This is a genomic window from Corynebacterium sp. HMSC035E02 (genome assembly GCF_001836065.1).
In the GTDB taxonomy this organism is placed as follows: domain Bacteria; phylum Actinomycetota; class Actinomycetes; order Mycobacteriales; family Mycobacteriaceae; genus Corynebacterium; species Corynebacterium hiratae.
Genome location: NZ_KV827372.1, coordinates 686 through 1,208 on the forward strand (window position 1 = coordinate 686; position 523 = coordinate 1,208).

Annotated in this window: 1 pseudogene; it reads right to left on the bottom strand. The window is 58.3% G+C overall.

Annotation, left to right across the window (positions count from 1 at the left end):
* Window positions 1-523, bottom strand: a pseudogene (locus HMPREF2635_RS13455) (hypothetical protein); the annotation flags it as partial.

The window sequence follows — 523 nt, forward strand, 5'->3', positions numbered from 1 at the left end:
GCCGTCACCATCGGTATCCGGGTTCAACGGGTTCAGGCCAGCGGCCTTCTCATCATCATTAGAAACACCGTCGCCGTCAGCGTCCGGGTCCTCTTCGTTGATGATGCCGTCGCCGTCCTTGTCACCCTTCGGGCCATCCTCGTCATCCTTATCAATGATGTCCGGGATGCCATCACCGTCAGAGTCCTTGGACTCATCAACAGTCGGGTCAGACTCCTCAGCGTTGGTCTTGCCATCACCGTCAGCGTCCTCATCACCATCGTTGACGCCGTCACCATCGGTATCCGGGTTGTACGGGTCAGTGCCAGCAACCTTCTCGTCGGTGTTGTTGACACCATCACCATCGATATCCGGGTCAACAGCATCCGGGATGCCGTCCTTGTCAGTGTCGTTGGTCAGCGGACCATCGGTGATGTCAGCCTTGCCGTCCTCCGGATCCTTATCGGTAACACCGGTATCGCCAAGGCCGTCGCCGTCCTCGTCCTTAACCGGACCCTCAGGAACCTCAGACTCATCACGGTTC